21 protein-coding genes are annotated in these 25,059 nt (G+C 37.8%); 17 read left to right on the top strand and 4 right to left on the bottom strand.

Annotation, left to right across the window (positions count from 1 at the left end):
• Positions 1–107: 107 nt before the first annotated feature.
• Positions 108–593, top strand: a complete 486-nt coding sequence (locus NIZ91_14775; protein ID USY54009.1) for a metal-dependent hydrolase — start codon at positions 108–110, stop codon at positions 591–593.
• 16 nt (positions 594–609) lie between these two features.
• On the opposite strand, the gene NIZ91_14770 is transcribed toward NIZ91_14775, so the two are convergent.
• Both NIZ91_14770 and NIZ91_14765 read right to left on the bottom strand, forming a co-directional pair.
• Complete coding sequence (locus NIZ91_14770; GenBank protein ID USY54008.1) at positions 610–2,175, bottom strand: PAS domain S-box protein; 1,566 nt, start codon at positions 2,173–2,175, stop codon at positions 610–612.
• 121 nt (positions 2,176–2,296) lie between these two features.
• Positions 2,297–3,733, bottom strand: coding sequence for a DNA photolyase family protein (locus tag NIZ91_14765; GenBank protein ID USY57180.1), 1,437 nt, complete (start codon positions 3,731–3,733; stop codon positions 2,297–2,299).
• 160 nt (positions 3,734–3,893) lie between these two features.
• Here NIZ91_14765 and NIZ91_14760 point away from each other — a divergent pair, with 160 nt between their 5' ends.
• The 9 genes from NIZ91_14760 to NIZ91_14720 all read left to right on the top strand — a co-directional run bounded on the left by NIZ91_14760 (position 3,894) and on the right by NIZ91_14720 (position 15,038).
• Positions 3,894–4,508, top strand: a complete 615-nt coding sequence (locus NIZ91_14760; GenBank protein USY54007.1) for a hypothetical protein — start codon at positions 3,894–3,896, stop codon at positions 4,506–4,508.
• 211 nt (positions 4,509–4,719) lie between these two features.
• Positions 4,720–5,409 (top strand): copper homeostasis protein CutC, encoded by a 690-nt coding sequence (locus tag NIZ91_14755; GenBank protein ID USY54006.1) that lies wholly within the window; start codon positions 4,720–4,722, stop codon positions 5,407–5,409.
• Between the two features lie 195 nt (positions 5,410–5,604).
• Positions 5,605–6,969, top strand: a complete 1,365-nt coding sequence (locus NIZ91_14750) for an aspartate aminotransferase family protein (GenBank protein USY54005.1) — start codon at positions 5,605–5,607, stop codon at positions 6,967–6,969.
• Between the two features lies 1 nt (position 6,970).
• Positions 6,971–8,494: an aspartate aminotransferase family protein gene (locus NIZ91_14745; protein ID USY54004.1), complete on the top strand. Its 1,524-nt coding sequence runs from the start codon at positions 6,971–6,973 to the stop codon at positions 8,492–8,494.
• Positions 8,472–10,214, top strand: a complete 1,743-nt coding sequence (locus NIZ91_14740; GenBank protein USY54003.1) for an IucA/IucC family siderophore biosynthesis protein — start codon at positions 8,472–8,474, stop codon at positions 10,212–10,214. Before NIZ91_14745 ends, NIZ91_14740 begins: the two co-directional genes overlap by 23 nt.
• Positions 10,211–10,810, top strand: a complete 600-nt coding sequence (locus NIZ91_14735; protein ID USY54002.1) for an acetyltransferase — start codon at positions 10,211–10,213, stop codon at positions 10,808–10,810. Before NIZ91_14740 ends, NIZ91_14735 begins: the two co-directional genes overlap by 4 nt.
• Positions 10,789–12,072: a lysine N(6)-hydroxylase/L-ornithine N(5)-oxygenase family protein gene (locus NIZ91_14730; GenBank protein USY54001.1), complete on the top strand. Its 1,284-nt coding sequence runs from the start codon at positions 10,789–10,791 to the stop codon at positions 12,070–12,072. The genes NIZ91_14735 and NIZ91_14730 overlap by 22 nt, the downstream gene beginning before the upstream one ends.
• A 6-nt stretch (positions 12,073–12,078) precedes the next feature.
• A complete protein-coding gene (locus NIZ91_14725; protein USY54000.1) occupies positions 12,079–13,236 on the top strand; it encodes an MFS transporter in 1,158 nt (385 codons plus the stop codon).
• On the top strand, positions 13,233–15,038 hold the full coding sequence (locus tag NIZ91_14720) for an IucA/IucC family siderophore biosynthesis protein (protein ID USY53999.1): 1,806 nt from the start codon (positions 13,233–13,235) through the stop codon (positions 15,036–15,038). The genes NIZ91_14725 and NIZ91_14720 overlap by 4 nt, the downstream gene beginning before the upstream one ends.
• A 172-nt stretch (positions 15,039–15,210) precedes the next feature.
• On the opposite strand, the gene NIZ91_14715 is transcribed toward NIZ91_14720, so the two are convergent.
• Positions 15,211–17,613: a penicillin acylase family protein gene (locus NIZ91_14715; protein ID USY53998.1), complete on the bottom strand. Its 2,403-nt coding sequence runs from the start codon at positions 17,611–17,613 to the stop codon at positions 15,211–15,213.
• A gap of 309 nt (positions 17,614–17,922) precedes the next feature.
• Here NIZ91_14715 and gntK point away from each other — a divergent pair, with 309 nt between their 5' ends.
• The 5 genes from gntK to NIZ91_14690 all read left to right on the top strand — a co-directional run bounded on the left by gntK (position 17,923) and on the right by NIZ91_14690 (position 22,816).
• Positions 17,923–19,473, top strand: coding sequence for a gluconokinase (gene gntK, locus NIZ91_14710; protein ID USY57179.1), 1,551 nt, complete (start codon positions 17,923–17,925; stop codon positions 19,471–19,473).
• 63 nt (positions 19,474–19,536) lie between these two features.
• Positions 19,537–20,439 (top strand): formyltetrahydrofolate deformylase, encoded by a 903-nt coding sequence (purU, locus tag NIZ91_14705; protein USY53997.1) that lies wholly within the window; start codon positions 19,537–19,539, stop codon positions 20,437–20,439.
• Positions 20,440–20,744: 305 nt separating this feature from the next.
• The gene (locus NIZ91_14700) at positions 20,745–21,539 is read left to right on the top strand and encodes a thymidylate synthase (protein ID USY53996.1); all 795 of its coding nucleotides are present in this window, start codon (positions 20,745–20,747) and stop codon (positions 21,537–21,539) included.
• Positions 21,536–22,015: a dihydrofolate reductase gene (locus NIZ91_14695; GenBank protein USY53995.1), complete on the top strand. Its 480-nt coding sequence runs from the start codon at positions 21,536–21,538 to the stop codon at positions 22,013–22,015. Before NIZ91_14700 ends, NIZ91_14695 begins: the two co-directional genes overlap by 4 nt.
• 48 nt (positions 22,016–22,063) lie before the next feature.
• The gene (locus tag NIZ91_14690; GenBank protein ID USY53994.1) at positions 22,064–22,816 is read left to right on the top strand and encodes a 1-acyl-sn-glycerol-3-phosphate acyltransferase; all 753 of its coding nucleotides are present in this window, start codon (positions 22,064–22,066) and stop codon (positions 22,814–22,816) included.
• Here the strand turns inward: NIZ91_14690 and NIZ91_14685 are convergent.
• A complete protein-coding gene (locus NIZ91_14685) occupies positions 22,813–23,055 on the bottom strand; it encodes a hypothetical protein (GenBank protein ID USY53993.1) in 243 nt (80 codons plus the stop codon). The genes NIZ91_14690 and NIZ91_14685 overlap by 4 nt on opposite strands.
• 162 nt (positions 23,056–23,217) lie before the next feature.
• On the opposite strand from NIZ91_14685, the gene ilvA reads away from it, so the two are divergent.
• Together ilvA and NIZ91_14675 are read left to right on the top strand one after the other, a co-directional pair.
• Positions 23,218–24,489, top strand: coding sequence for a threonine ammonia-lyase IlvA (ilvA, locus tag NIZ91_14680; GenBank protein USY53992.1), 1,272 nt, complete (start codon positions 23,218–23,220; stop codon positions 24,487–24,489).
• Between the two features lie 172 nt (positions 24,490–24,661).
• Positions 24,662–24,913 (top strand): YpmP family protein, encoded by a 252-nt coding sequence (locus NIZ91_14675; protein ID USY53991.1) that lies wholly within the window; start codon positions 24,662–24,664, stop codon positions 24,911–24,913.
• Positions 24,914–25,059: the final 146 nt, after the last annotated feature.

The following is a 25,059-nucleotide window of genomic DNA, read 5'->3' as shown; positions in this document are numbered from 1 at the left end:
ATTTCTTTGACAATTTTGCTACCTTCACTTATAGTTAACCATGAGCGAACGTATGTATCTGTTTTTGGTTTTCGTTCATAAACTGAATAAGAAAGAAGGTGGCATATTTGAGATACCATACACATATTGCAACATCGATTGCTGCCGGTGCAGGAGTAGCGATTCAAACAGATGTCTCTTTTACTTTTCCGTACGTAGTAGGGATTGCTATTGGCTCATTGCTCCCCGATATTGATGAGCCTAACTCGTACGTTGGGCGAAGATCGTTTGGGCTTGCAAAAGTAATAAAAGGTATTTTTGGGCATCGTGGAATTACACATTCACTTCTTGTTTGTGGCCTTATTTTTTATTTATATCAGCTATATCCATATGAATGGCTGTTTGGTATAGCTTGTGGCTATATCTTTCATGTAATAGGAGACTTCTTTTCCAAAAGAGGTGTGCCTTTATTTTGGCCAATTGTACGAAAGAAAATAAAATCGCCTCTTACATACGAAACAGGAAAACCTTCAGAACAGCTTATCTTTTACATAGCAATAGGTCTTATCATTTATTTCTTGTATAAATATAGCTTATATTCTCAGCTGTTTTAATGTTAAAAACCCCGACTTAAGTAGTCGGGGTTTTTAACATTAAAATGGAATTAGTGTCAACATGTGCAATCGGTAACATAACGTCAATCGTTGTACCTTCTTGAAGTATACTTTTTACGCTAAGCGTACCTTTATGTTCATGTATGACCTTATTGCAAATAGTCAAGCCTAATCCGACACCACGCTCTTTTGTTGTATAAAAAGGTTGACCAATTTTTTTTATTCGATCAGCATCCATGCCACAACCATTGTCAGTGATTTGAATAGTAACGTGTTGTTCATTTATCTTTTTGAAAGCGACTGTAATTTGTCCCCCTAGAGGCATCGCATCTATTGCATTTTGAATGACATGTATAAATACTTGCTTTATTTGGTGCGGTTGTCCATAAATGACAAAGTTATCATAGGTAGTATCGTATTCATAAACTACTGAAATTCCTTGATGTATACATGCTTGAGAGAAACGTTTTGTCACATCTTGTAATAAAGCAAGTAAATCAATATGCTCATAAGGCTGAACTTCTTGCTTGGCTAAACTCATAAATTCATTTACAATTTGTTCAATTTGATCAATTTCATTTTGCATCATGCGACGATAAGCAATATCTTGAGCACTTTGATATTCTTCACTAAACAGTTGTAAGAAACCTTTAATTGTAGTTAAAGGATTCCTAATTTCATGAGCAATACTTGCAGCTAATTCCCCAATTGCTGATAATTTTTCAGCATTTCTCATCATTTCTTCAAGTTTTCGCTGTTCTGTTATATCACGAGAGACGAACACAAAACCTTCAACTTTTCCATCATTAACAATAGGTACGCCTTTTCCTTCAAGTAAGATTGAAGTACCATCAGCACGTAGTTTTCGATAATGAAAAGTACTTGCTGTTTTTGTTACCATCATGTTTTCTATTCCAGTTGCCACTTTTTCATGATCATCTTCGTGTACATGAAGAAGTGCATCCTTTCCGATTAAGGAACAAGGCAAAAGGCCGAGTGTGTACTGGTAAGAAGGGGAAGCATATTCATAGCAGCCATCAGTTCCAACCACACAAATTAAATCATGGGTGTGTGAGAGAATTAAGCGATGGCGGATTTCGCTTTGCTTTAAATGCTCTTCCGCTTCTTTACGAGCCTGAATATCACGAGCAGTAATAACAACATAGCTAACCTTGTCATCTTTTACAGACGGAGTTCCTCGACCCTCAACCCAAATATAAGAACCGTCATCTTTTAGCAAACGATATTCTGCACTCATTTCAACTTTCAATGAAAACACTTGATGTAATTTATGTCGTATCTGATCTATATCATCAGGGTGTATTACATTAAAGTTTAAAGATTGTCCTTCTTCTGTTGGTAAATAACCTAATACGGATAAATGAGAAGGGGAGTTATAAATTAAATGCCCATGCTGGTCCACAACGGTGATTAAATCTCGCATATTATCTGTAATGATTCGATCTTTTAGCTGATGAAAAGATAAAGCTTGGTTTTCGTTAAATTGATATTTTACAGGTGTACCACACATTCTGCAAAAATTATATTCTTCTTGATAACCGCAAGATGAACAAACAGGCATCGAATCACTCCAATCTTCCGTAAGGTGAAATATAGGCTCTATATTATATTATACCTCATTCTAAACAGTTCTTGGTAGAAAGAAAACCCAAAAGTGAGGCTCTTTCGATAGATACAAAGTCTCATTTTTGGGTTTCTTCTTTTAAAGAGTGATAATGATGTAAAGCTCTTTCACGTGCAAATTTATGGTCAATAATAGGAAGTGGATAATCTTCTCCTAATTTTAAATTAATCTCTTGAAGCACACTTTCTGGTGTTTTCCAAGGCTCATGAATATATTTAGTTGGTACGTTTTTTAACTCAGGAAGCCATTTCTTTATATAAGTGCCATTCGAATCGAATTTCTCAGATTGGGTGATAGGGTTGAAAATTCGGAAATAAGGGGCAGCATCGGCTCCTGAACCAGCTACCCACTGCCATCCCAATGTATTATTAGCCAAGTCCGCGTCTACAAGTGTATCCCAAAACCACTCCGCACCGTAATGCCAGTGAATTAATAAATGCTTCACTAAAAAAGAAGCAACGACCATACGAACTCGATTGTGCATAAACCCTGTTTTCCACAGCTGTCTCATTCCTGCATCTACAAGTGGATAGCCCGTTTGGCCATGTTGCCAATTGCGTAAGCTTGCCACATCATTTTTCCAGTTGAAATTCATGAATTTTTCATTGAGAGGCTCTGTAATAGTGGATGGAAAGTGAAACAACAAATGATAAGCAAAATCACGCCATGCTAGCTGTCGAATAAACGTTTCAGCTTGATGAGTAAAGGTTGGATGCATTACTTTTTCTATCTTAGACAACAAGTAATGATAAAGAACTCTTACTGACAGCTGACCAAATGCTAAGTAAGGTGAAAGCTTGGAATGAATTTCTTTAGAAGGAAAGTCTCTTCCTTCCTCATAATACTTAAGGTTGTGTTTTAAAAATTGACGAAAAACGCTAATTCCACCTTTTTCAGTAGGTGTCCATGTATCGTTAATTGTTGTTGCCCATGGAATAGTTGGTAAGAGATTTAATTCGGCTATTTCCCAAGAATTAATTGAAAATGGAATTGCTTTTACTTTTGTTATTTTTGGAACAGCTGCAGGTATATGAGATTTTCGCAAAACTTTATAAAAAGCGGTAAAAACTTTGTATGGTTCACCATTTGCTTTTCTTATCGAAGAAGGCTCCTGTAATAAAAAACCTTCAAATTGACGATCTGCAATCCCATACTTATCACAGAGGGAAATTAAAAGCTGCTCTTGCCGCCTTAATTCTGGTTCATAGCTAGTATTCCAATAAATGGCGATAGGTTTTATTTCTTTTATGAGGGATTCGATTGTTTCTAATCGAGCGCCCTTTCGAATAACTAAAGAACCTCCACATTCTTGAATAGATTGTTTAAAGTCTTCTAAAGCATGATGTAACCACCACTTTGATGCACTCCCTATAGAATCCTCTTCATCGTAAATAAAAACAGGAATGGCTAGGCCATCTTTACAAGCGTGATATAGAGCTGGATTATCTACGAGGCGAAAATCTCTTCGAAGTAATACAATGATTGGATTAGCCATCATAAACGTCCTTTCTTTCAATAGTTTGCTATCTAGTATAAACATAAACAAGTCGATTGCCCAAGTTTTAATATGTTGCCCATTTTTAATAGGACGAAATTCAAACGCAAAGACAGGTGAATATGTTAAAACGGTAATAGTAACGGAAGGAGCCCTATAAATGAAACATGTATATGGAAGTTTACCAACTCCAATGCACGATCTTCGAATGAATCAAACGATGCAGGGAATGCCAATGCAGGGAATGCCAATGCAGGGAATGCCAATGCAGGGAATGCCAATGCAGGGAATGCCGATGCAGGGAATGCCGATGCAGGAAATGCCGATGCAAGGAATGCCGATGCAAGGAATGCCGATGCAGGAAATGCCGATGCAAGGAATGCCGATGCAGGGAATGCCAATGCAGGGAATGCCGATGCAGGGAATGCCGATGCAGGAAATGCCGATGCAGGGAATGCCGATGCAGGGAATGCCAATGCAGGGAATGCCAATGCAGGGGATGCCAATGCAGGGAATGCCAATGCAAGGAATGCCAATGCAGGGAATGCCAATGCAAGGAATGCCAATGCCAGAAATGCCACCAATGCATGGGATGTCAATGTCAGGAGGAGCAGACTGTGGGTGTGGGCAAAAGCCTAACAATTTCATGCCTGCAATGAATCAAGGTATGAATGCACCACTTGTACAAGGTGAAAACGTACAGATGCCTTCTAAGTCCATGATGCCTATGAATCCAATGCACAATGCGAATAAGCGAAGTGCTGGATACTTCTAATAAAAATGGTTAAAAAGCTAGAATTCTAAAGTTATAGAGTATAATTGTTGCATTTTTATAATAAAAACGTCATGAGAAATAGCCGGGTTTTTAGCGGTTATACTTGGCGTTTTTTGTTCGTAAGGAAAAAGACATCTTTTCAAGCGTGGTACGATATTGAAGAGAGTTTACTATGCTCTAGATTAATGAAGAAGAAAGGATGTTTATTGTAATGATAGATGTGATTGCGACTACATTGCATGATGCAAAGCTAGCTCAAGAGAATGGGGCAGATCGAATTAGTATTTGCACGAGCATCAATGAAGGTGGTATTACTCCAAGTTATGGGCTAATTAAACAAATAAAAGAAGTGATTACCCTTCCTGTATACGTAATGGTTCGACCTCATAATCAGTCGTATCAATACAATGAAGACGATATTCAAACGATGGTTCATGATATCGAAGCAGCAAGAAAACTCGGAGTAGAAGGAGTAATCTTGGGCTGCTTAACGTCAGAGAGAACCATTGATGAAAAGACGTTAAAAACTTTACTAAGTGCTTCTAAAGGAATGGATGTGACTTTTAACTTAGCTTTTGATGATTTACATAATCAAGAAGAAGGGCTTCAAACATTATTGAGTTATCCGGAAATAAAGAGGGTTATGACGTCTGGAGCGGATAAAAGTGCGTTAAATGGGATTCCACAAATCAAAAAAATGTTGCGTCAAATGAGAAATGAAAATCTTATATTTGTCGGAGCTAAAGGGTTAAAACCAGAAAACTTACAGGCTTTTCTATCAGTTACCAATTTAACTGAAGTGTGTATTGGAGCAGGTATACGAGTTAACTGTCAATATACACAGCCAATAAATGAAAAAAGTGTGCAAAAAGCAAAAGAAATTATGAATAAAATGAAATAAGAAAAAGCGCTACGAATTTAAGTAGCGCTTTTTTTAGTAAGATCAGCATTAAAAATTGTCAATTACTAAAGAAGAGTTTAGGAAAAAATGCATATTTTTAGAAAAATCAGTTGACATTGAAAATCATTATCATTTATCCTTATGTATGTAATTAGTAATGAAAATCATTATCATTTAAATATAGGAGGATTATTCATGTCTATTTCAATAACAAATCAATCTACAAATGAAGCGTTACTTTCACAACAAGAACTTCGCGAATCAAATGCGAGATCTTATCCAAGAAGAATTCCAATTGCTATTCAAAAAGCAGAGGGTGTCATCATCACGGATATGAATGGCAAAGAGTATATTGATTGTTTAGCAGGAGCGGGCACTTTAGCGCTTGGTCATAACCATGAAGTAGTCCATGAAGCGATTCAACAGGTATTAGCTGATCGTATTCCTTTACATACATTAGATTTAACTACGCCGGTTAAAGAAGCGTTCGTAGATGAGTTGTTTGCAAATTTACCAACTGATTTTGCAAAAAAAGCAAAAGTGCAATTTTGTGGGCCTACGGGTGGAGATGCAATTGAAGCAGCGTTAAAGCTTGTAAAGACGGCTACGGGGAACCGAACTATTTTGTCGTTCCAAGGCGGCTACCATGGTTCTACTCATGGCACATTAAGCATTAGCGGAACAATAAGCCCTAAAGAGCGAATTCATGCCTTAGTTCCAGATACACATTTCTTACCTTATCCTTACGAATATCGTTGTCCATTTGGAATCGGTGAAGGTGGTCACGAAGTAATTAGCACATACATTGAAAACTTACTAGACGATCCGGAAAGCGGTATTGTTAAACCAGCAGGAATTGTTGTTGAAATTGTTCAAGGTGAAGGAGGTTCGGTACCTGCTCCTGTTGCATGGTTGAAAGAGCTTCGTCGTATTACAAAAGAGCGTCAAATTCCGTTAATTATTGATGAAGTGCAAACTGGAATTGGTCGAACGGGTAAAATGTTTGCCTTTCAGCATGCTGATATTGAACCAGATGTTCTGGTGTTATCAAAAGCAATAGGCGGTAGCTTACCACTATCTGTTGTTGTATACGATAAAGCGTTAGACCAATGGGAACCAGGTGCTCATATCGGCACTTTTCGCGGTAATCAGCTCGCAATGGCAACGGGACAAGCAACGCTTAGCTTTGTGAAAGAGCATGCTTTAGATGCACACGCCCATGAACTTGGAACATACATGCAAATGCAGCTAAAAGCCATCCAAGCCGATAGTTTTTCTATTGGAGATGTTCGTGGTCGAGGGTTAATGATTGGAGTAGAAATTATCGATTGGTCTAAGCCAGCCAACAAGATTGGAGCCCATCCTGGAAATGGAGAGTTAGCGAAGATGATTCAGCAAGAGTGCTTTAATCGAGGAGTTATCTTAGAAGTTGGAGGAAGGCATGGAGCAGTTATTCGCTTGTTACCACCTTTAATTTTAAGTCAAGCTCAGGCTGATGATATCTTAGAGCGCTTTAAAGAATCGGTAAAAGCAGCAGAAGCTAAGTGGGTGAAAAGATAAGATGGAACAAGATTGTCAAAAGTGGTTTCTATCCCAGGATAATCAAAGCTTAAAAACGTATAGGAAGTTAATGAATCAGTCTATAGAGATGATCTCAAATTATTATAAAACAATCGACAGGCCTTATCATCATTGGCAACTAGAAGATTGCTTTGAGCACTTTAATGCTGAAATGACATTCAAAGAAAAGGGACGCACGTTCACAGAACTGACAGAGGCCCTAGAGCAACTTGTTTTAAAGCATTCCTTGCATATTTCTCATACCGGAGCAATGGCACATTTGCATTGTCCTCCAGCTATACCTGCTTTGGTTGCAGAAGTGTTTATCACAGCTCTCAATCAGTCGATGGACTCTTGGGATCAAAGTCCAATTGCGACTTATATAGAAGATGCTGTCATTAAAGAGTGCATCAAGCAAATTGGATATGGATCAAACGCAAACGGTGTATTTACAAGTGGTGGAACGCAATCAAATTATATGGGGATGCTACTAGCTCGCAATGATTATTGTAAGCGAAAGCTTAAAGCAAACGTACAGCAAGAAGGTCTACCACCTGAAGCAAATAAACTGCGAATCTTTTGTTCTGAAAAAGCACACTTTACAGTTCAGCAATCTGCTGCACAGCTTGGTTTAGGGATAAGCGCAGTTATTCCAGTAAAAGTAAACGAGCGCTATGAGATGTGCATAGAAGATTTACGTGCAAAGATAGAGCTTTCTCAAGAAAGTGGAGAGCTTCCGATGGCCATTGTAGCAACAATTGGAACCACTGATTTTGGAAGTATCGATTCTCTTTATGGTATTCATCAACTAGCATCAACTTATGATATGTGGGTGCACGCTGATGCTGCGTATGGTGGTGGCTTATTGTTCTCAGGGATAAATAGACATCTAGTTCAAGAGCTAAAGCTTGCAGACTCCATTACAATCGACTTTCATAAGTGGTTTTATCAGCCTATTAGCTGCGGTGCCTTCTTTGTAAATGATGAAAAAGCCTTTCAGCATATTCAACTTTATGCAGACTACTTAAATCCAGAAGAAGATGAGCATCTTCACCTTGTTAACCGTAGTATTCAAACAACTAAACGTTTTGATGCTCTTAAGGTTTGGCTAACGTTTCAAATGATGGGTACATCTTCTTTTGGTCAATTGATTGACCAAACTATTCAAAATGCGAGGAAGTTAGCTGAATATTTACAAGAACATTCAATGGTTAAAGTTATGAATGAACCGACGATGAACGCTATTGTATTTAAGTATCAATGCAAAGAGCTAGGAGAAAGTGCTGAAGATCAAAAGTATATTGAAAACAAAATTAATACAATGATTCAGCAACAGCTATATGAAGCAGGAACCTTTGTTATAGCAAAAACAAAAGTGAACCAAGAAGTATGTTTAAAAGTAACAATGTTGAATCCGATGATTGAGTTTGAAAACTTAAAACAATTTATAAAAGAGGTACTTCAACTTGGTAGCGAGTTGGAGCAGAGGGAGGAAGCGTTACGTGAATGCGCAACAATCAGCTAATTTTATTACGATGCAAAATGTAGTGAACTGCTATGTAAGAGAAACAGGAAAGGGAACATGGGTAAAAGCGGGGGAGACTGAAGAACTTGTTGTCTCCCTAGAAAAGCAGCCCGTCACGCTCTATTTTCCAGTTTATTATCGGTCTTTAACTGGACGCCATCTATTAAAGGAGCAAATGGTATATCAAGTAGAAGGGCATGAGCGTCAAGAGCTAGATTTGTTAACACTATTGGCGCTGCTAATGAAAGAAGTAACGGAGGACTTACTTCAAATAAATGAACTGATTGTGCGCGTACTATTAAGCTATGAAAATATGAAGCAATTCATTGAAGTGAGACAAGCAGAACTTCAAGAGTGTTACGGGGCTGATAAGAACTTTTTACAATCCGAACAAGCGCTTTTAATTGGGCATCAGCTTCACCCAACTCCTAAAAGTAGACAAGGGATTTTGCCTGAAGAAGAAGTAATCTTCGCTCCAGAGCTAAAGGGAAAGTTTCAACTACACTATTTTTGCGCAGAAGCTTCATTGGTTAAACACGGCTCTGCACTGGAAAAAGCAAGTTTAATCATTAAAAAACAGCTGTTAGAAGACGCAGAAGTATCAAGTGAATTTAAAGCTAACTATTGCCAAGACGAAGAAAATGTATTGATTCCAATGCATCCTCTTCAAGCAAGATATTTACTTGGAAAATCAGAAGTTTGTGACTGGATTCAAAGCGGGCAACTTTCATATCTAGGCCCTCAAGGACAAGCGTTTTATCCTACTTCGTCTGTACGAACTGTGTATAACTCAAACGCAGACGTTATGTATAAGTTTTCAATACCCGTAAAAATAACAAATTCACTTCGCGTTAATAAACGAAAAGAGCTGTACCGAGGTGTAGAGGTAACGGAACTTTTACGTGCTGGTTTAGAGGAAGAGCTTCAGGTTCATCATCCTGCTTTTAAGATTATTAAAGACTTTGCATACGTCACGCTTGGTGAAGAAGAGCTTGGATTTGAGGTTGTAATTCGAGAAAACCCTTTTAAGGGAACAGAAGGGGATTCGACTACTCTTTTAGCAAGTTTATGTCAAGATCATGTGTACCGTCACCATACGCAGCTTCAAGAGATTATTCATCGTTTAGCTAAAGCTGAAAACCGATCACTGGAAGCTGTTAGTCAAGATTGGTTTAAGAAGTATTTAGACATTTCGTTAAAGCCAATGATGTGGTTGTATACAGAAAAAGGAATTGCGCTTGAAGCGCATCAGCAAAACTCAATTATCAAACTGACAAAAGAAGGCTATCCCAAAGCATTTTATTATCGCGATAACCAAGGATATTATTTTATGCGCTCTAAGCAAGAAGACCTGCAAAAACTTGTCAAAGGCTTAAACCAGATGAGTGATACAGTATGTGACGATGCGGTTGCTGAAGAGAGGTTTCGTTATTATGTTATCTTTAATCATCTATTTGGCTTAATTAATGCTTTTGGGACAAGTGGACTAATTGAAGAAAGCAAGCTGATTGAACAGATGCGTACAGTTATCTTGGGATATGAAAAGAATGATCATACAAATCTAGTTAAGAGTATGCTTTCTCAGGAAAGTTTGCCTTGCAAAGCCAATTTATTAACGCGCATTCATGATATGGATGAGCTAGTTGGTAGTTTAGAAACACAATCTGTTTACGTGGATGTCACTAATCCGCTTGCGGTTTTAGAAGGTGTGTATAAATGAAGCTATTAGCTGAAAATCATTATCCTATCTCAGTATGGGATGCAAAAATCAAAAAAGAGATTACGTTTCGCTATGTAACGTTTGAGAAAGATTTTGACCGCTTGCATGGTTGGATGAATCAAGAGCACGTCATTCCGTTTTGGAATTTGGATAAGCCAAGAGCTGAGTATGCATCTCATTTAAAGCACTTTTTAGCAAAAAAACATCAGCAGCTATTAATTGGTGAAATAGATGGGCAACCAATGAGCTATTGGGAGGCATACATGGTATCTGAAGATTTAATCCGTCATTATTATGACTATGAAAAAGGAGATCAAGGCATTCATCTGTTAATTGGCGAGAAAGATTATCTTGGCAAAGGATTTATTTATCCATTGATGCTAAGGCTCATGAAAAGAATGTTTGAAGTATCGGAAACAAAGCGTATTATGGCTGAACCAGATATTCGAAATAAAAAGATGATTCATGTTTTTGAGAAATGTGGATTTCAACAGTTAAAGACGGTTGACCTTCCGGATAAAACAGCTATGCTTCTTTATTGTCAACAAGACGTGTTTGAAAGTAGGTGGAACGCATGGATTCAAGGGAAGTTTTAGAGGTTATTGGAGTTGGAATAGGGCCATTTAACCTTGGACTAGCAGCTTTATTAGAAGAAACAGAATACTCGTATAAATGCTTTGATCAGAAATCTCAGTTTAATTGGCATCCAGGTATGCTTTTAGAAGGAACTACGCTACAGGTGCCGTTTATGGCTGATTTAGTAACGATGGTTAATCCATCTAGCCCCTATAGTTTCTTACGCTATTTACATGAACACGAACGATTGTATCAATTTTATTTCTTTGAGAAATTTCACATTCCACGAACTGAGTACAATCATTATTGTCAATGGGTAGCTAATCAGTTAAAAGGGCTGCAGTTCAACAGCAAGGTTCAGAAAATTGAAATAGAAAAAGAGCAGCTATATAAAGTAACAGTTGAGGAAAGTGGTAAACCAACCGTTTACTACGCGAAAAATGTAGTAGTAGGGGTAGGAACAAATCCAGCAGTTCCAGCTGACTTTAAAAGTTTACAAAGCAATCAATTCTACCATTCTGCTTGCTATAAGCAAAATCGTGATGAAACCGTTAAAGCTCGTCATATTACGGTCATTGGTTCCGGGCAAAGTGCCGCTGAAGTAGTGTATGATCTGTTGCAACATCAACAGGAAAACAACTATGAACTCCATTGGTACACAAGGTCTAAAGGGTTTTATCCAATGGAGTATTCAAAGCTGGGGTTAGAACATTTTTCACCAGAATACACCCGTTATTTCTATCACTTAAATCAGGATAAAAAAAGAGAGGTATTAAAAAATCAAGCCCTCTTATATAAAGGAATTAGTTTTGATACGATTGCTGACATTTATGAACATTTGTATGAACGAACGGTTGGTGGAAAAGCTTCTCCTATTCATATGCAAGCACTAACAGAAGTCCAAGATGTTTGCCGAGAAGAAACTGACTATAAACTCACCCTTTATCAATATGAGCAAGGTCAAACCAAAGAATTGAAAAGTGATGTTGTTATTATGGCTACAGGATATATCAGCAGCTTTCCATCATGCTTAGAAAGTTTACAATCTCATTTACTATTTGATGAGAATGGACAACTGCAAATTGATGAACAGTTCAAAGTCAGGACTCAATCTGTTGAAGCCAATTTGTTTATTCAAAATGGAGAGCTTCATACACACGGCGTGGGGGCTCCGGATTTAGGGCTTGGTGCTTACCGAAATGCAGTTATCATTAATCAAATTGCAGGAAAACAAGTCTATAAAGTTTACAGTAAGAATGTTTTTCAACAGTTTGGTGTGTAACGCAAAATGAGTCGCTCGTGGATTATATTTACGTGCTTGTTTATGACAGTGGTGTCGGAAGTTCTCTTGTCACCTTTCTATCCCCAATTTTTCACAGAGTTCTTTCAGGTTGATGGCTTACAGGCGACATCCTTATTTATTATTTATTGTCGAATGGTTGCTATTATTATGACTCCGATTTGGGGGATTCTTTTAAAAAAGTGGGAGGTTGAAAAAGTAAGCGTGTATGCGCTTATTAGCATAGGTATTTGCAAACTAATGTTGAGCGAAAGCAACAGCTTTTTCATGTTCCTATCTTTTTCACTTCTACTACTTGTATTTCAAAGCTGCCTATATTTACTGTATCCACACCTGGTAAGCACAAGTGAAAATAAAGAGAAAAAAGCAGCAACTTATCTCTTGGCATTGCACGGCGGAATAATTGTCGCAAGTCTGGCTGGAAGCTTCGTCATTTCATGGGAAATGCCGCTTTTAATTTATAAGTTCTTTGCGTGCACTGATTTGATTTTTGCCGCTATTTTTGCCAAAGGGTTTAGTGAATCTAAAAAAGCCAAGGAGAACAGGCGGGTTATTCGCACATCCTTTCCAACACGCCTAATTGGCTATTTGCTGGCCGTTTTTCTTTTTCATGTCGCTCACAATATGGTAAGGCCATACTTTACGGTTTTTGTTTCAAATGAATATGGAATCGATGAATGGTTAAATGCAGTGCTTTACGTGATGCCAAGCGTAATGGCGATTGTGCTAAAGTTTATGCTCCCTCCAGGAATGTTCGATCGCTTTAATATGATGTATGTGTTATATGGAGTATTGGCATTTAGCTCAGTCGTCTTAATTATACAAGCTTTTACATCATCGCTAGTTCTTTTTATAATCAGCAGATGTTTATATGGAATAGGATTCTACATTAGTCTCCTACTTATCGATCTTTATCTTTTTAAGCAAAGCAACACGGAGACAGTTTCTTATTATAGTTGGATGTTAACGGCACAGAATGTAGGTTTGCTCTTTGCGCCGCTGCTTGCACTAATACTTGTTCAAAATGGCAAGCTTCATATTCCTCTTATTGGTGGTGGCATAGTACTACTGATAGCAGTTCTATCATTTATTATGGCTCAGCAGAGGTTAACAATCTATAAATCGATAAAGGAGAATAAAGGATGAAAATAACAGATACGAATTTAACAGCATTTACAAAAGAGCGCTGGGATAAGGCAAATAATCAATTGCTTGCTAAAATGTTAGAGGAGTTTATGTATGAAAACATTATTACTCCAGACGAGGTAAAAGCAAATGGGAACAGTTCATGGTATGAATGGAAAGATCCTCGTGGAATTACTTATCGATTTGAAGCGAAAAAACGTCTATTTGATAGTTACGAAGTGTTAGAAGAAACAATTTATATAGAAGAAAATAATATGACAATTTCCTCTTCGAGAGCACTACAGCTATTAATCAGTCTGTCTGATTTTAATGAAATGTCTTTTTCAACAGCAGGACATTTAGCTAAAGAATATATGCATACCCTTGTTGCTGATCTTCACTTGCAAGAACGTCTTAGTGCCGATGAACTAGCAAACCTTGATTATGCAGAGCTTGAAGGTGAAATGACGGGACACCCTTGGATTACATATAACAAAGGACGAATTGGTTTTAGTTATAGTGATTATATGAAATTTGCTCCTGAACAAAAACAAGAGATTCAGTTATCATGGATTGCCGTTTCGAAAACAGTAAGCTCGTTCCATTCATTGACCCCTCTTAAGTTTCAACAAGTAATGGAACAAGAGCTAGGTGAAAAGACGGTAGAAGTATTTGAGAGCCAATTGAAGGAAAAAGGCTTGCAGCCAGAAGATTATTATTATCTACCTGTTCATGAATGGCAGTGGAATAATATGATTATTCCTTTATATGCACAATATTTAGCAGAAAATCTCATAATACCACTGGGTGAAGGAGATGATTATTACCTTCCACAACAGTCGATTCGAACATTTGTTAATACAACAAATCATAATAAGTATCATGTAAAGTTACCAATGAGTATTTTAAATACGCTTGTCTATCGAGGGCTTCCGAGTGAACGGACGGTTATTGCACCTCAGGTAACAAAGCATATAAAAGACATTCGCGACAATGATTCATTCTTGCGAGATATATGTAAAGTGGGATTATTAGGGGAAGTAGCCACTTTAAATGTAGACCATCCGACATTTGCTGCAATAAAAGATGCTCCTTATCAATATTTAGAAATGCTTGGCGTCGTGTGGAGAGAAAGTATTTATCAGGAGTTAGAAGAAGGAGAGAAAGCTATTACCCTAGCAGCACTCTTGCATGTGGATTCTAAGGGGAAAGCATTGGTCTCATCTTATATACAGCAGTCTGGCTTATCTGCTTCCGAGTGGATAGAAGCGTTAATGAGCGCAACTCTTCCACCGTTATTACATTACCTCTATCAATATGGAACGGTGTTCTCACCTCATGGTCAAAATACAGTTCTTGTTTTAAAAGAAGGTAAGCCTGTCCGCATTATTATGAAAGATTTTGTTGATGATGTAAACATTAGTGATCAGCCATTTAAAGAATTACAAAGCTTAACGCCCGAATTAAAAGCCGTATTGCGGAGCGAAAAACCAGCTGGCTTAACACAATTTATCTTAACAGGCTTGTTTATTTGTCACTTCCGTTATCTAGCGAAAGTGCTTGAAAAGAAAGAAGAAATAAGTGAATATCAATTTTGGAATAGTGTTAGAAGTGAAATACTTCAATATCAAAAGCAATTTCCAGAGCTTAAAGAACGCTTTGAGCTATTTGATTTACTTCGTCCATCTGTGACTAAGCTTGCATTAAACCGAAATCGTATGTTCGATTACGGGTACAATGACGGTGAAGATCGACCACATGCAAGTGAACATGGAGAGGTAAAGAATGCGCTTCATGAAGTGGCAGCTATAAAGCAAGTCTAACAGCCAAGGTGCTATTGGTTACTAGATAAGCAGGAAGGATAATTGTAATTTTCGTAAGCCCTAAAAAAATTGACTATCCTAAAATGCTAAAGCCGATGTAGAAATCAACACACTTTCTACATCGGCTATTTATTATATTTCTAAAATTCTTTTTCATGCTTGAGTATAAGCCCTAATTCTGTGGTACTAATATCAGCAAATCTGCGGCTTCACGGTATTTCTCACTCATCCATGTGATATGATAAGCTCCTTCAGTCCAATCATTCATTTGGTCAAGATACCAAGGACTCATTACATGACCTGACTGACCGGGACCAACGATATTGTAGCTCTCCAAAGGTTTTTTCATGTCCACGACCGTTCTCCAAGATGCTCCGTGGTTCACTTCTCCCGTTTCACTATTCCAACCAGCAGCTCCAACGGTCACGCGGCTTCCTCTCATTGGAACCGAGCCTTTTGCATTAAAAAGAAGATGCAAAGGCTTAACGGATGATAATGGATGAGTAAACGTGACCGCATGAACTTCGCCCCATTTCCAATTAGCAGGTGTTTCTCCTTGAAACGAACTAGCACGATTGACGGCATTCTTTAGAGATTTTTGTAGCACGTTTGGCAAACCGCCGTTTTCAGCCATCCATATTCCTTCTTTCCCTTCATGTGCTTGTCGTAAGAGTTGATCAACTACTTGGGCTTTTCCAATGAACAGTTTTAGCATGTCATCACTAATCTCTTCATTAAATAAAACATTTGCTATTTCTTCCATCCAAAAATGGAAGAGTAGAGGTGCAGCTAGCTCGGTGTCATCTGTAAAATTCCAGTCTTCCAAGGTCTTAAGAGCTTCTTTATCTATCTCTCTTAAGGTAGAGGTATCAAGGTGTTCTAATAAAATTGGTGTAAACTCTTCCGCTTGGAGGTTGTAATGGTCAAGTTGTAGATGCATCATATCCTTAGCATTTAATTTTTCTTTGGATTCTAGCACATCTTGAATTCGTTGCTGACGATACGGTTGTGCCCATATGTTGGAGAGGTGATAAGGATACTCACTCCCAGCTATTTTGTTATTTGCTGTTGATATATAACCTTTCTCGGGATTGACAATAGTAGGCAGCTTATCCCAAGGGATGTAGCCATTCCATTCATACTCATCTGTCCAACCAGGAACAGGTAGTAAACTATCTCCTTTTTTCCGAATCGGTATTAAGCCATTTGCACGATATGCAATCGTTCCATCAGTAGAGGCAAAAACAAAATTTTGGGCTGGCGTATGAAAATATTCTAAGGTATCTTTGAATTCCTCCCAATTTTTTGCTTTGCTGAATTTCAAAACAGCTTCGAGCTCTGCGGAAGGATCTAGTGCAGTCCACCTCATTGAAAGAGCTGTGTTAGCTTCTTCGTAATGAGCAAATTCAGACAATATAGGGCCGTGTCTTGTTATCACAACTTCATAGTTTACAGCTTTCTCATCTTTAACTGGAATGGTTTCTTTTATAACTTCTGCAGGTTCCCATTTGTCTTTATACAAGAATTCGTGTTTGTTTTCAGGGTTACGCTTTTCAATATAAAGATCTTGTACATCTGGTCCAACGTTTGTTACGCCCCATGCTATAGTGTCATTACGCCCAAGAATAATGCCTGGAATACCTGCGAAAATAACACCACTGACGTTAACTTCTGGGGAACGGAGGTGAGTTTCATACCAAATAGCTGGTGTGGCTAAACCAAGGTGAGGATCATCAGCTAAAATTGGAAAGCCTGATGCAGATTTTTCTCCACTTATGACCCAGTTATTACTTCCATTAAATTCATGGGGAACAACGGCCTTAGCAAAACTTTTCTCTATATTAAGCGTAGAGTTTTTTACTGAATTAATAATGGTAGGCCCGTCTTTTGGATAGCTTGGAAAAAGCTCCAGAGCCTTGTCTTCTGAGAAGTTCTGAAGTAAGTAATGACGAAATGCCTGGCCTTCCCAATGACCACCAAGATCGAATGCCATATATTTACCAATTGTCAAGGAATCCAGTTCGGACCATTCCGTTGGTTCATAGCCAAGAATGGTAAATTCGACTGGTAGCGTATTGTTTGCTTTTGCTTCTTTAATAAATTGATTTACTCCCTCAGTATAGGAGTGAAGCGCACTTATTGCCTCTTCTGAATAAAGCGCTATTGATTTTTCAGCAGCTCTTCTTAATCCTAATGTTCGAAAAAATTTATCTCGTTCAAGTGCTTGTTTTCCCACAACTTCACTTAGCATACCTGAAGCTTGTCTTCTGCTTAAATCCATTTGAAAGATGCGATCTTGCGCTGTTACATATCCTTGAGCCAAGAAGAGATCATGTTGATTTTTTGCTTCAATATGAGGAGTTCCTGCTGCATCACGATAAACGCTTACTTCCGCTTTTAACCCATTAATTTCTATTTTCCCTTCAGTTTGTGGCAAGCTTTTATGTAGAAACCAATAGAAGTATACCCCTGTTATGACTGCAAGTAGCAGAAACACAATAAATATTGTCATGGTAATTTTCCATCGTTTTTTCTTTAGCCAATTCGGCAATTTCTTTTTTATAACAACCTCCAATTTAACCCCTCCTTTTAATGATAACGCTTACACAATATAACCTATGTTCCTGTTAAATTATATAGAATGAAGTTACGGTATAGGTCGCAAAGATTTAGACTGTAGCAGGTGTACCTTATGAATAGAAGTGTTTACTTTTACATTTTTGGGTTGTTAGATCTAATGCTATATGTTTTAAATGCAAGGCATCAGGTAAAAAGAGTAGTGTGTAATTCATGTGCGGAAGCATGGTTTAAATCATTTTAGGAAAACCTCATAAATAAAGAACGCAGAGAGAAAAGGTTGGTGTTAAGTAACGTGACAACATATATGATAGGTGTTGATATTGGAACAACAACAACAAAGTCGGTTTTATTTACTGCTGATGGAAAAGTGAAGGAGTCACATCATGTTGGGTATCCTCTTCATACGCCGGATGCCCTAACAGCTGAACAGAAGCCAGATGAGATTTTTGCAGCTGTCCTATCAACAATTAAGAAAGTAGTGGCAAAGGGAAAGGTAAATAAAGAAGATTTAAAAGTTGTATCTTTTAGCAGCGCGATGCATAGCCTTATTGCTGTTGATGAAAGTGGTGAGCCACTTACAAATTGTATAACGTGGGCTGATAAGCGAGCGGCTACATATGCAGATAAGCTTTGTAATCAACGAATGGAACTATACAAGCGAACGGGTATGCCTCTTCATCCTATGTCACCTCTTGTTAAGATTAAATGGTTAAAGCATGAGCACCCCGAAATCTTTGAAAAAACAGCTAAATTTATTTCAATTAAAGAATATATATTCCATAAATTATTTGATGAGTATATAGTGGATTACTCCATTGCTTCTGCAACAGGAATGCTTAATTTAGAAACAAAACAATGGGATGAAGTTGCGTTAACAAATGCAGAAATCTCTTCTGTTCAACTATCTACTATTGTGCCAGCAACACATGTGAGCAAAGGGATTAAAAGTGAAATCGCTCATACGCTTAAAATTAATGAGGATACTCCTTTTGTAATAGGGGCAAGCGATGGCGTATTATCTAACTTAGGCTTAGATGCTATCCATCAAGGTGAGATTGCCATTACAATTGGCACAAGTGGGGCAATTCGAACGGTTACAAAAAAGCCTGTTCTAGATAAAGAAGGTCGAACATTTTGTTATGCATTTACGGATGACTTATGGGTCGTAGGAGGCCCTATTAATAACGGTGGAATGATTTTACGATGGGCAAAAGACGAATTGGCCAAAAGTGAATCTGCAGTTGCTGAGCGTTTAGATGTGAATGTATATGATTTACTGACGAAAATGGCCGATACAATTCGGCCTGGAGCTGAAGGGCTTATTTTTCACCCTTACTTATCAGGAGAACGGGCTCCTTTATGGGATGCAGACGCAAGGGGTTCATTCAGCGGGCTATCTCTTCATCATGGTAAAGAGCACATGATCCGTGCGGTGTTGGAAGGAATTATGTACAATCTATATACAGTGTTAGAGCCTCTTGAAGAACTAATTGGACCTGCTCGTGAAATTAAAGCTTCAGGTGGATTTGCTCGTTCTGAAGTATGGAAGCAAATGATGGCTGATATTTTTAATGCAGAAGTAAGAATTCCGGAAAGTTTTGAAAGCTCTTGTCTTGGCGCAGCTGTACTAGGTCTCTATGCAATCGGTGAGGTTGAATCCGTCAATGTGGTAGAAAAGATGGTTGGAAAAACTACACACTTAGAGCCGATTGCTGAAAATGTGAAAGTATATAAAAAAATCCTGCCAGTCTATCGAGATATTATGGATAGTATGAAGCCTCATTACGCGAAATTAGCAGAGCTTCAGCATGAAGAAGAAGCGAATCCTTACTCTAAAAATAAGAATGACGCTTGATAATCGGTAAACTTTCATTATAATGATAGAATAGTCTGTACATTCAAAGAGAGAGGGAACTTTATGAAATCGCATATTGAGCAACACGTAACATCATACAAAGAGAAGTATAAAAATAGAGGGCGGTTGTTAATTAGCTGTTCAGACCAACCTGGAATTGTGTCGGCTGTCTCTACGTTTTTATTTGAACAAGGAGCAAATATTGTAGAGTCTAGTCAGCATTCAACTAATCCAGAAGGTGGAACATTTTTTATTCGTTTTGAATTTGAATGCGACCGTTTGGATGAAAAAGGACCAGCAATGGAAGAAGCTTTCCAATCGATTGCAGAATCCTTTTCAATGGAAGCGAAGTTTACGTACGCACATCGTTTAAAGAGAACAGCGATCTTCGTGTCAAAAGAGTTACATTGTTTATTAGAACTACTATGGGCATGGGAAAGCGGCGACTTAATGAGCGACATTGCCGTAGTTGTTAGTAATCATGAAGATGCGCGTGAAGTCGTTGAGTCTTTTGGAATTCCGTTCTATCACATTCCTGCAACAAAAGAAATTCGTGCTGAAGCGGAAGCACAGCAGCTCCAATTATTAAAGGACTATAACATAGATTTAATTATCTTAGCGCGTTATATGCAGATTTTAACGCCGACATTTGTAGCCGAAAATCCATATCGTATCATTAATATTCATCATTCGTTTTTACCTGCTTTTATCGGTGCAAAGCCATACGAGCGAGCGTACAAGCGTGGTGTTAAGCTAATCGGTGCTACTTCGCATTATGTAACGGATGATCTAGACGAAGGACCGATTATTGAACAAGATATCGAACGAGTAAATCACCGAGATGATGCGGAAGAACTGAAGAAAAAAGGGCGCTTAATTGAGCGTACGGTCTTAGCAAGAGCGGTAAAATGGCATTTAGAAGATCGAATTTTAGTTTACGGTAATCGCACAATCGTATTTAATTGATGAAAAGAGGCTGGGATATAAACGTTTCAGCTGATGATTTATCCGAGCTATTTAAAGTTAACTACTTTTTATAGCTCGGATTTTTTTGTTGAGTAGGAACAAATTTTAAAGGACAGTGTTTGTAACAATGGAGCGAACATGTTTTGAAAACTATATCGTTTAGAAACGGGATGAATCGTCTCCATGAAGGAATCAGTCAGCTATGTCTTGGATTTTTTCTATAAGAAACCCTGCACTTTCTCATAGACATGAGAAAAAATCGCCTATACAATAGAGAAAGACTTTTGAAAAAGGAAGTGTCGGAAGTGAAACAATATCTCGACTTATGTGAACATGTACTGAAACATGGAACGAAAAAAGAAGATCGGACAGGAACAGGAACAATTAGTACATTTGGTTACCAAATGCGATTTAACCTTCAAGAAGGGTTTCCTGCTTTAACCACTAAAAAGCTTCATTTAAAATCAATTATTCATGAATTATTATGGTTTTTAAGCGGTGATACAAACATCAAATATTTACAAGATAACGGCGTACGTATTTGGAATGAATGGGCTGATGAAAATGGAGAATTAGGCCCTGTTTATGGTCACCAGTGGCGCTCTTGGCCAACACCAGAAGGAAGTACCATTGATCAAATAACAAATGTTATTCATCAAATTAAAAATAATCCAGATTCAAGAAGGTTGATGGTAAGTGCGTGGAACGTTGCGGATGTTGATAACATGGCGCTTCCGCCATGCCACTGCTTATTTCAATTCTACGTAGCAGATGGTAAATTATCTTGTCAGCTATACCAACGCTCAGCTGATATTTTTTTAGGCGTACCTTTTAATATTGCATCCTATGCCCTTCTGACAATGATGGTTGCTCAAGTGTGCGATTTAGAACCAGGTGATTTTGTTCATACGTTTGGGGATGCTCATATTTATACAAATCACCTTGAACAAGTAAACCTACAGTTAACGCGTGAACCTCGTTCCCTACCAAAAATGAAGATTAACCCAGAAGTCAAATCTATCTTTGACTTTAAATTTGAAGACTTCGAGCTCGTTGAGTATGATCCACATCCTCATATTAAAGGAGCGGTTAGCGTATGATTTCGTTAATTGTAGCGATGGACAACAACCGCCTAATTGGGAAAGAAAATGATTTACCTTGGCGTTTGCCAGCTGACTTACAGTATTTCAAGCAAACCACAATGGGCCACACAATTGTAATGGGACGTAAAACGTTTGAATCAATTGGCAAGCCTCTTCCAAACCGACGCAACGTTATTTTAACAGGGAATAAAGACTATCATCATGAAGGTGTAAAAGTTATTCACTCTGTTGACGATCTTATGTCTCTTGAAGAGGAAAGTGAGCTTTTTGTAATTGGTGGAGCAACAGTATATGAGCAAACTATGAATGTGGCGACTCGTTTATACGTTACTCATATAGAAGAGGCGTTTGAAGGAGATACATACTTTCCTGAAATTGATTCATCAGTTTGGAAAGAAGTATCCAAAAAGCAAGGTATTAAGGATGAAAAGAATCCCTATGTTTACTACTTCACAGTTTATGAACGTTCATAATGAAATAACTACCCACAGCAAGTCAGTATGTTTATTGGGAGAAATAGAATGAAAATGATTCGAATGATTGTGTTTTTTATCTACTTTTTTACGTATCTTATTTTCAGCTTACCTACTCTATCTAAAATGAAGCGGCTGCCAACTGAGTGGAGTAATGAGCGTAAAAGACAAGAACAGCATCAGATCCCTAAACACTGGGCGCGCACTCTTGTAAAAATTGCTGGAGCCAACGTTGAAATAACTGGAAAATCCAACATTCCCAAGGGGCCAGTTCTGTTTGTAAGTAATCATGAAGGCAACTTTGATGTTCCCGTTTTACTTGGTTTTATAGAAAAGCCATTCGGCTTCTTTTCAAAAATTGAAGTAAAAAAAATTCCGCTTGTTGCAAGGTGGATGGAAGTAATGGACTGTGTGTTCATTGATCGAGCTAATCGCAGAGCATCGGTTCAAGCTTTAAAAGATAGTGTTTGCTTACTCGAAGAAGGGCATTCAATGGTCATTTTTCCAGAGGGGACACGAAGTAAAGGCGAAGGAATTGGTGAGTTTAAAAAAGGAAGTATAAGGATTGCGCTAGATGCTAAGGTACCAATTGTCCCTGTTGCTATCCAAGGAACATCGAAAATTATGGAACAGTCTAAAGTTGGGTTCCAAAAAGCAGATGTAACCATACGAGTTTTACCTGCAATTACAACGCATCTAGATGCAGAAAGTAATCCAAACGTGATTCACCATGAAGTTCGTGAGCAGATTATTCAAGCTTTAAACAATCATCATCCAATGCAATCAAAAAGCGTCTCTTAAGTGAGACGCTTTTTTTGTTCAATATATTCCTGCAAATGATGAACTAATTGTCTAAATTCTTCTGGATTAACAAATTGTTTCTCATTCCAGTGTTTTTGGACCCATTGCGTAAGCTCAGAAGCTGAATTGAACACTTCCCCGCTTGTATCTGCATTTCTCAGCATGTATCGTCCATTATCATCATCAACAGTTACTTCACAAGGAATGGCACTATCAATGCTTTTTAACGTATACTCCATGTTACTCACCAGCTTTCGATCTTTTTTTTACTGTTTACTATCCTGCTGAAAATATGCTGATTAAAAAAAATCAAAAGATTAACTAAAAATAATGATTTTTCTAAATTTTATGTGATATAATGTACAAATTAAAAAAAGGTAGGAAGAGGAAGGAAGTTGGTTATGAAACAACAAGTAGATAATCGAACAAAACATGTACAGTTAGAGGACATCATGATTGCGAATCAAATGATTAAAGATGTTGTTGTACATACACCACTACAGCGCAATGATGTGCTTTCTGAACGTTATGAATGTAACGTGTATTTGAAGCGTGAAGATCTGCAAGTCGTTCGTTCATTTAAAATTCGAGGAGCGTATAATCGTATTAAGCAATTGACGAAGCAGGAGTTAGAGCATGGAATTGCATGTGCAAGTGCCGGTAATCACGCACAGGGTGTGGCTTATGCTTGTCGCCATTTGAACATTGATGGCAAAATCTTTATGCCTAGCACTACTCCCCGACAGAAGGTCAACCAAGTTAAATTTTTAGGGAGAGATAATGTAAAGATTGTTTTAACAGGTGATACGTTCGATGATTCCTATGAAACAGCGATCCAGTGCAGTGAAGAAGAAAAGAGAACGTTTATTCACCCTTTTAATGACGTTGATGTAATTGCGGGACAAGGAACGGTTGCTGTTGAAATGTTTAATGATTGTGAAGATGAAATAGACTATGTGTTTGGAAGTATTGGGGGAGGCGGTCTAATTTCAGGCGTAGGGACTTATGTGAAAAGTATCTCTCCTAAAACAGCAGTTATTGGCGTAGAGCCTGCTGGAGCAGCTGGAATGCAAACGTCTTTTGATAGAGGGGAAGTTGTAACGCTTGAGTCTATTGATCCATTTGTAGATGGGGCAGCCGTAAAAACCGTTGGTAGCGTATCTTACGAGATTAGCCGAGAAGTGGTTGATGATATCGTTATTGTTCCTGAAGGGAAAGTCTGTACAACCATTCTATCCCTTTATAATGAAAATGCAATTATTGCAGAGCCTGCCGGTGCACTTTCCATCGCTGCTTTAGACTCTTATCGTGAACAAATTAAAGGAAAAACAGTAGTGTGCGTTATCAGTGGAGGAAACAACGATATTGGTCGTATGCAAGAAATCAAAGAGCGTTCCATGATGTATGAAGGTTTGCAGCATTATTTTATTGTGAACTTCCCTCAGAGAGCAGGAGCACTACGGGAATTTTTAGATGAAGTGCTTGGGCCAAACGATGACATTTCACGATTTGAGTATACAAAGAAAAATAACAAAGATAGCGGTCCAGCGTTGGTGGGTATCGAATTAAAACATAAAGAGGATTATTATCCATTAATTAGCCGAATGGATAAAAAAGGATTTCCTTATACGGAAATTAATAAAGAAAGCAGCTTGTTCCATTTATTTATTTAAAATTGATAACATAGCCTGTAATAAATTAGCGGTATGACAAAGGAATGTCTCATTGTACGTCGAATATGATGTCCATGAGACATTTTTTCTAAAAATAAAGTAAAAATGAAAAGACAAGTAATTAGTTTACCATGTATAATAAAAGAAACGGGTAAAAAGAGGGTTGATCGCCTTGCTATTGAAAAGCCTTGAATTTAAACATGAGAATGGTCAAAAGGTAAAAATTATTGATATTCCAGTATTGGAGGAAGATAGCACATTTCGGTTTATAATCTCTGTAAAGTTAAATGCTTTGATAACGGATATTATGAAGAAATCCATGCCGAAACAAACCTACTCGTTTCAAGAATATTTAAAACGTGTGTTGAAATGGAAAGATTATGAACAGCTATTTAAGTCTGACGCATTAAAACATAATGCTTGAAGAGAAAAAGTTGACTATTCTGGATTCTTCAGCGTAGTCAACTTTTTATGTTTTACGTGAAATAGTTGTATTATACTAACGTAGTAACAAACACTTTAGGATATTGCTGTAACCAAGTTTAGAACAATGCTATAATGAGCGCAAAG

The organism is Bacillus sp. 1780r2a1, assembly GCA_024134725.1.
GTDB lineage: Bacteria > Bacillota > Bacilli > Bacillales > Bacillaceae_H > Priestia > Priestia aryabhattai_A.
The sequence above is the reverse complement of the archived record's forward strand: the minus strand, read 5'-3'. Positions and strand labels throughout refer to the sequence as shown.

Coding starts and splice junctions, on each gene's coding strand:
- NIZ91_14770 (USY54008.1), bottom strand. CDS start 2,175: ATGCCTGTTTGTTCATCTTGCGGTTATCAAGAAGAATATAATTTTTGC.
- NIZ91_14765 (USY57180.1), bottom strand. CDS start 3,733: ATGGCTAATCCAATCATTGTATTACTTCGAAGAGATTTTCGCCTCGTA.
- NIZ91_14760 (USY54007.1), top strand. CDS start 3,894: ATGAAACATGTATATGGAAGTTTACCAACTCCAATGCACGATCTTCGA.
- NIZ91_14755 (USY54006.1), top strand. CDS start 4,720: ATGATAGATGTGATTGCGACTACATTGCATGATGCAAAGCTAGCTCAA.
- NIZ91_14750 (USY54005.1), top strand. CDS start 5,605: ATGTCTATTTCAATAACAAATCAATCTACAAATGAAGCGTTACTTTCA.
- NIZ91_14745 (USY54004.1), top strand. CDS start 6,971: ATGGAACAAGATTGTCAAAAGTGGTTTCTATCCCAGGATAATCAAAGC.
- NIZ91_14735 (USY54002.1), top strand. CDS start 10,211: ATGAAGCTATTAGCTGAAAATCATTATCCTATCTCAGTATGGGATGCA.
- NIZ91_14730 (USY54001.1), top strand. CDS start 10,789: ATGGATTCAAGGGAAGTTTTAGAGGTTATTGGAGTTGGAATAGGGCCA.
- NIZ91_14725 (USY54000.1), top strand. CDS start 12,079: ATGAGTCGCTCGTGGATTATATTTACGTGCTTGTTTATGACAGTGGTG.
- NIZ91_14720 (USY53999.1), top strand. CDS start 13,233: ATGAAAATAACAGATACGAATTTAACAGCATTTACAAAAGAGCGCTGG.
- gntK (USY57179.1), top strand. CDS start 17,923: ATGATAGGTGTTGATATTGGAACAACAACAACAAAGTCGGTTTTATTT.
- purU (USY53997.1), top strand. CDS start 19,537: ATGAAATCGCATATTGAGCAACACGTAACATCATACAAAGAGAAGTAT.
- NIZ91_14695 (USY53995.1), top strand. CDS start 21,536: ATGATTTCGTTAATTGTAGCGATGGACAACAACCGCCTAATTGGGAAA.
- NIZ91_14690 (USY53994.1), top strand. CDS start 22,064: ATGAAAATGATTCGAATGATTGTGTTTTTTATCTACTTTTTTACGTAT.
- NIZ91_14685 (USY53993.1), bottom strand. CDS start 23,055: ATGGAGTATACGTTAAAAAGCATTGATAGTGCCATTCCTTGTGAAGTA.
- ilvA (USY53992.1), top strand. CDS start 23,218: ATGAAACAACAAGTAGATAATCGAACAAAACATGTACAGTTAGAGGAC.